At 39.1% G+C, this 6,072-nt stretch carries 5 protein-coding genes, 1 tRNA gene and 1 pseudogene; 5 read left to right on the top strand and 2 right to left on the bottom strand.

Features of this window, described 5'->3' with window-relative positions; all coding sequences use genetic code 11:
- Both AWH66_RS19500 and AWH66_RS19495 read left to right on the top strand, forming a co-directional pair.
- Positions 1-266, top strand: a pseudogene (locus AWH66_RS19500) (structural protein); the annotation flags it as partial.
- Between the two features lie 97 nt (positions 267-363).
- Positions 364-555 carry a hypothetical protein gene (locus AWH66_RS19495; protein ID WP_063605263.1) on the top strand — a complete coding sequence of 64 codons (192 nt, stop codon included), beginning with the start codon at positions 364-366 and terminating at the stop codon, positions 553-555.
- A gap of 134 nt (positions 556-689) precedes the next feature.
- On the opposite strand, the gene AWH66_RS19490 is transcribed toward AWH66_RS19495, so the two are convergent.
- Positions 690-2,621 carry an SIR2 family protein gene (locus AWH66_RS19490; protein WP_063605262.1) on the bottom strand — a complete coding sequence of 644 codons (1,932 nt, stop codon included), beginning with the start codon at positions 2,619-2,621 and terminating at the stop codon, positions 690-692.
- 487 nt (positions 2,622-3,108) lie between these two features.
- Here AWH66_RS19490 and AWH66_RS19485 point away from each other — a divergent pair.
- Positions 3,109-3,184 (top strand) — tRNA-Arg (locus AWH66_RS19485).
- A 564-nt stretch (positions 3,185-3,748) separates the two neighbouring features.
- Here AWH66_RS19485 and AWH66_RS19480 read toward each other — a convergent pair.
- Positions 3,749-4,159 carry a hypothetical protein gene (locus AWH66_RS19480; protein WP_063605261.1) on the bottom strand — a complete coding sequence of 137 codons (411 nt, stop codon included), beginning with the start codon at positions 4,157-4,159 and terminating at the stop codon, positions 3,749-3,751.
- Between the two features lie 619 nt (positions 4,160-4,778).
- On the opposite strand from AWH66_RS19480, the gene AWH66_RS19475 reads away from it, so the two are divergent.
- Together AWH66_RS19475 and AWH66_RS25720 are read left to right on the top strand one after the other, a co-directional pair.
- Positions 4,779-5,852 carry a plasmid recombination protein gene (locus AWH66_RS19475; RefSeq protein WP_063605260.1) on the top strand — a complete coding sequence of 358 codons (1,074 nt, stop codon included), beginning with the start codon at positions 4,779-4,781 and terminating at the stop codon, positions 5,850-5,852.
- On the top strand, positions 5,806-6,054 hold the full coding sequence (locus AWH66_RS25720; protein ID WP_143081543.1) for a hypothetical protein: 249 nt from the start codon (positions 5,806-5,808) through the stop codon (positions 6,052-6,054). The genes AWH66_RS19475 and AWH66_RS25720 overlap by 47 nt, the downstream gene beginning before the upstream one ends.
- Positions 6,055-6,072: the final 18 nt, after the last annotated feature.

The following is a 6,072-nucleotide window of genomic DNA, read 5'->3' as shown; positions in this document are numbered from 1 at the left end:
CAACCAAGCTTATCCGAAACTATCAGAATCTTTACGGGCTCAATACGCTCTCAGGCATTATCCATCGCTGGGCGCCTGAAAGTGATAACAACGATACCGATAACTACGTTCAGTTTGTGTCGGGTCAGGTCGGAGTGAATAAAAACGCACCATTGAACCTCTATGACGACGCCTTAATGACGCGCTTGGTTCATGCCATGTCCATCATGGAAGTGGGGCGCTACTACTCAATGAGTGATGCCGCGAAAGGGGTGCAACTCGCATGACCAAACAAGAAGTAATGCAACGTCTCGCGGTTGGGATACTGACCGCGCTTATCAGCGCTTATATCTGGAAGCGCATCAACGGTTAGGAGTAAAAACTATGAAAATTGATTTGAAACAGGCATCGACGAAGAAGGGGATTGCTCTTATCGGGGCTGGTGTAGCGTTAGCAACCGGACACCCTGAACTACTGACGGCAAGCGTGACACATGAAGGTGTGCAAATGGGTGGTTTGATAGGTGTGGTAGCACCGATTTTGGTTGGTCTTTGGGAGGCTGTTCGAAAGGGGTAACATTAGTTAAAAATAAGAAGAGGTCGAAAAATCGACCTCTTAAGAATTTTTATAGCTTGGCTAGTCTTTTTAGTCTAGCTTTTTGTTCTTGAGTTAGCTTTTTGCGGTTAACTACTTTCTTCTCTTTCATACACTCACGCTCCTTTATCTATCAAGGTTACAGTGGTATCGACAACTTCGGTCTCTGTTTTAGAACTGTCAGATTCGTTGTCATTGCTTGCGTCAGAAACATTTATATTTTTTACAGAGCAGGTTGCTTCTGTTGAGTCAATAGAGGCTTCAGTCTCTGTTGGGATGTCTGATAACTCTTCTTCATAATCGACTAGCAAGCTTAACTTGTCATATAACTCTGGAGATATCAATGACGAAATAGGCATTTCTTGTATTAAAATGTGAGTGAGGTCACTTTGGTCCATGGCTGCTGCCGCTTCCATCACAACATCTTCATTATTTAGTATAAGTGAGATGCCGAATGTAAGCCAGTGATCGTTGCTATCAATGGTGTTTTTCAAATGACCGTTCAGTGAATCGATTAAGTCATCACTTAACTCTTTTTCTTGAAGCTTATCAATCAAAGCCAAATTAAGGTCAGCGTATGTATCAACTTCTTCCGAATGAGGTTTGGATTTTACGAAGTTGAGCAAATATTCAGCTTTATCTAGATGCTTTTTATCATCCATCAGTTCCACTGCAACAGAGATTAGACGCTGAGCTTGCCTATCGGACAGAGATTTTATGTTTTCAAGCATCGAGGTTACATGCTCAAACTCATCGAGTTTATCTAATTTGATAAGTGCTCGCATAAAGGTGGAGATGCTTTCAATTGTAACTCTGTTGTTTAATGCGGCTTGGGAAAGCTTGTAAGCCTCTTTGTAGTTCTTATCATTAGCAGCAAATTCTGCCAGTAGAGCATTAGGTGTACTGATAAGATGAACTTCCTCAGTATGCCTATTGATAAAGGGTTTGATCTCAGAGCTAAGTTCCTCAATTAACTGGGGCATATTAGAAGCTTCACGTATGTCTTTTAAATCACTGTTTTCCATTATTTTTTCAACAGTTTCAAACATGCCGATTGCGGAATGCACTTTTGTTAAGTGGTCTTTTAATTGTTGAATGTCTTTATTTATAGATGGATGCTGGTGTTCACCGTTTTCATTGGTACCATTTCGTTTTACAAAGCTATCCAGTCGATTCGCTAAATGCTGGTAAGGCTCTGAAACCTCAGCTTGTATTTTCAAACCAAGCTCATGGTGGATATCAGCGAGAAACTCGTCAAAACCATCGATTTCGATAATGTGAAAACGAGGGAAACGAGTTAATTCTTCTAATTCTTTAGCTAGTTCGTGCTGAGCGGTACCTTTCATTACACACCAATAAATCCCATGCGGGAAATTAGAGTCATGCCTTAAAAGTGTATTAAGAGTCTCCATAATTGAGCGGTCATTTCCGGCATAGCCGATAACAATCATCCCGAATTCGGAAGCATATTGTCTAAATTTAGCTCTCATATTGTCTTCGAGACTCTCGAGTTCTCTCACGGTATTCTTGATATTATCGAAGAGAAAGTCACCATGAAGCTTGATTATCTTTGGTCGTGGCGACGTCAGCCGCACGGAGCTGATACTGGAGTCATGTGCGGAGACTAAAGGTTTTAAGTCTGTACTGAAAGAGTAACAAGCCTCGTTTACGAGATCATCAAAGTTAGTAGTAAAGACCGTATTAAAAATATTGTTTTTTAATAGATTGGATAAATATATATATCCCCAAGATGGGACGGCGTCCTTCAAGCAACTCTCAATGAACTCTCGCCTTTGCGAAGGTTGGTCATATAGCGTTTCGAAAAGTTCAGAGTATTCGGTAGGCTTATCGTACCAATGTTCTTTTTCAATATCCTTCTTAGGATACATATTGGAGTATGCGGCTCGCCATTGCTTTATTAATTCTCCTGCATGGCTAACACCACTAGTAACACTTGCACCAGCACCCAAGAACAAAGTGAAATTGGGGTTGCTAGTTGTCTTTAGAATATGAATAAGGTGCTTATGGGGTTTTGGTTCGAATGCCATTCCGGTGTGCCTTTAGTACTCTTTCTAAGGATAATGCGACGTATAATAGCTTAGTTTTGTCCTAGGTGGTTGTTTTAAAGGCGTAAAGTGTGCGCCTAAATCTCATAGTTGGTTAGAAATATTTAGCCACTTAGTTTGGCTTGCTAACATGTTTTGATTACAAGTCGTGGACGTTTTGTGGTCAAGAACAACAATGGCTTAGCAATTCATATAGCTAAACCATTGTTTTATATGGCGCTCCCGACAGGATTCGAACCTGTGACCTGCCCCTTAGGAGGGGGTTGTTATTAATGCTTATATATATTTATTTTCCAATTTTATCAATGATTTATTGCTAATTATTAAATGATAGCATTTAAAAATAGCATTATGGCGTTGTTGTAATATTGATATAAATAGATATTGTGAGGTGGTTTGCACAAAATTCTGATTCCGTTAGTGGGCTTGAGCTTCAAAAGTTGCAATAACCTGATAGTATTGGGTTTTCGTCCCCTTAGTTCATTTGGATAGAACGCGAGCCTCCTAAGCTTGAGAGACAGGTTCGAATCCTGTAGGGGACGCCATTCTTTAAAGCTTCATCTTGCTTCCTAAAAAGAACCTAAATTGGTTCATTTCTTCTTCATTACTGTGTTGAACAATTTTTATCCAATAGCGCTTCAACCCTTATCGGTTGATAGACCTCAAGACTCATTACTAGTTGTTAATAGCTAATATGCTCATGCATCAGTAGATACCCAAAAAAAGAATGAACCATTACAGGTTTATGTTTCTTCCTCTGTGATGACAAAAGTTGGTTTTAACGTAAAAATTGCTCGAATTAGCCTGAAAATGGTGTTTATTGCAGCGATATTAGAGGCACAAGGAAGGAGTATCGAAATGATGCGACAGATGCTCTCCAAGCGATGAAAAAAAGTTAACCATTTTCAGTTCGTTCATTTGACCTTAGTTCGGGGTAACTTTTCATCTAGTGAGGTGGATCTTTTATACAACCAAGTACTTTGTGTAAAAAAAATGAACCAGAAGAAGAGGAATAAAAAAACTCTTCTGGTTCATTTACTTTACTTAATATGAACAAAGATTTTCTGGTTCTACGAAGAAACAATGTTCCAATTTGGGTTCATCGAAAGTTAACTAGATTTAGTTAACTTTACTGTATCTGAACGTAGGAAATAGCAAATTTCAAAAGACTCGCCATTTGAAGGGTTGAAGCCGTTGCGTGTTTTATCACAGGGAACCGAGTTCGGGATCACTCGTCTCCCTTCCTCGCGCCACTGGCGCGGGGTTTTCTTAGGTTCGCACTCGTCAAAGTAGTAGTAGGTTATGTCTTTATACTTCTCTTCGACAGGAAGGAAACCTGCGAAGGGGTGATGAGTTGCCTCACTTCGAACAGGAATTGTTTGGTCATAATGGTAATAAGTACCACGTTTACAAACCTTACCGATTTCCCCCCGCATTGGATAGCGTTTGTCTTCTTGCTTAAGTGCCAGCCATTGTTTAGCTGTTTTTAGCTCATTAGTGTATTTTTTTTGATTAGTCATCTAGGAACCTTTTTAGTTATTTGTTTTGAGTTCATAGAAGAGAGTACAGCGATGAATAGTAGGATTTCCATACTAGGAAATGGATATTATTGTTTAAAATTAACGTTTTTTAATGGTTTTACTTATAATGGTTCATTTTTGGAAAAATGAACCATTGCCAGCTTGCGGTGCAAGCTGAAATTAGCGAGTGCTCTAAGGCGAGCCTTTGTGTGTTTTTGAATGATTGTTTTTTGAAGATTTGAATAGCTAGAGAAGAAAGATAAGATGTGCTAATGAAGCTATTACACAAACATAATGCGTCATTTCTTACCTGTGTGTCAAGCGTTTTGTTTCTAAGTATTTGAAATATAATAAATAATATATAAATGTCAAGTTTTATTCTATTACTTAGATTAATTCGTTACTTAGTAAGCATAGTAACCGACTATGCTTATCATTTTCGTGCCTCAAACGATAAGCGTCGGTTGGGGACTTCATCCCCAAACCCCTGATAACTTTTTCTCTTCGCATTTTTAATGCCTTATCAAAAAAGTTGCCTATATACTAAAAAGTAATTTATTTGTCAGCTATTTATTTTATTTTCAAGGTGTTATAATTAAGAAAATAAATAATAAGACTTATGTCTGGATATCAATTTATACATGTTGAAACATATGCAAAAGTTTCAACCAGGAAAGGTAAACCATCGATGCAAAGTGTTGCTAATGAAGCGATGCGTGTTGATGGATTCTGTCCCCATGTCTATCGACCACAATCGCCGCAGATACTGCTAGGTATAGATCCACGTAATCTTCCCCAGATTGCGCTAGAGCGTTCTCAAAAGGCAAGAGATAGGAAAGGGCGTAAAATCAGAAAAGATGCACCATTGCTACTGGCGGGTGTTATTAGCGTTGGCTCTGAGTCTGACGTCAACTTTCGTGAGTTCTTAAAATCTTCTATTGATTTTTTACGAAGAAAATACGGAATAAATCTAATGTCAGCAGTTCTTCATTTGGATGAAGAACATCCCCATATTCATTTTTATGTAATTCCTTCTGTTACAGATGGTTGCTTTGCTATGTCCGAGATTCATGATGGGATCAGGGCAAGAAATGAATGTAAGGGTGGGTATTCTAAAAAAGCTCATGCCTATAAACAAGCAATGCGTGAATTTCAAGACTCCTATTATGAGGACGTTGGCTCTAAATTAGGCTTAACGCGCTTGGGGCCGCGAGTACAGCGGTTAACGAGGAAAAAGTGGAAAGCACAGCAGAAGCAAGCCCAAGCGTTCATACAGCAGCATAGGAAGCTCAATAAACAGCGGCGGGAATTGACTAGAGATGAAGCGGTATTGGCTATTGAAAAGCAAGCAATCAAACAGCAAGAAAGTGAACTAACGACGGTCACAGGAGCTTCATTTTTCAGTAACAAGCATGAGAAGAAAAATGAATACTTGAAAAAGCAATTGAACAAGTTACAGCAGCATAACAGTGATTTATCGTCGGAGTTAGACGAGAAGCAGCAGGGTATAACTAAGCTGCATCGAGAGATGAAGTTACTTAAACAAGAGCACCAAGCTTACCAGAATAAGTTTGATGCAATGAGCTATAAGCTCGAATTGAAAGATCAATTTATCCAACAACTAAAACTAAAAACGGGTAACCGATATGAAGAAAAATATACTAGAAATCAACAATGTACTTACCAGCCTTAAAAATGTGGCATCGACAAAAGATAGGGAGTATATAAGGTTGATCTGGGCTGTAACTAACCATATCGCGATCCAGTCATCGCTTGGTCGTGAGCAAGAGGTCAGTATCCTGACTGATTTGCGTTCATTCATCGATGAGCTTAATGCTAAATACCCGATCGAGCGGGACATTACTGAAAAGTGTGAGGATGAACTGTCGTTCTGAGTCGTAGTACAGCTTAAA

It is taken from the genome of Vibrio barjaei (assembly GCF_001639065.2).
GTDB classification, from domain to species: Bacteria; Pseudomonadota; Gammaproteobacteria; order Enterobacterales; family Vibrionaceae; genus Vibrio; species Vibrio barjaei.
Note: the sequence above shows the minus strand (reverse complement) of the source record. Positions and strands in the feature narration are given on the sequence as shown.

Excerpts from the sequence above, each read along its gene's own strand:
- AWH66_RS19475 (WP_063605260.1), top strand. The coding sequence starts at position 4,779 with ATGTCTGGATATCAATTTATACATGTTGAAACATATGCAAAAGTTTCA.
- AWH66_RS19495 (WP_063605263.1), top strand. The coding sequence starts at position 364 with ATGAAAATTGATTTGAAACAGGCATCGACGAAGAAGGGGATTGCTCTT.
- AWH66_RS25720 (WP_143081543.1), top strand. The coding sequence starts at position 5,806 with ATGAAGAAAAATATACTAGAAATCAACAATGTACTTACCAGCCTTAAA.
- AWH66_RS19480 (WP_063605261.1), bottom strand. The coding sequence starts at position 4,159 with ATGACTAATCAAAAAAAATACACTAATGAGCTAAAAACAGCTAAACAA.
- AWH66_RS19490 (WP_063605262.1), bottom strand. The coding sequence starts at position 2,621 with ATGGCATTCGAACCAAAACCCCATAAGCACCTTATTCATATTCTAAAG.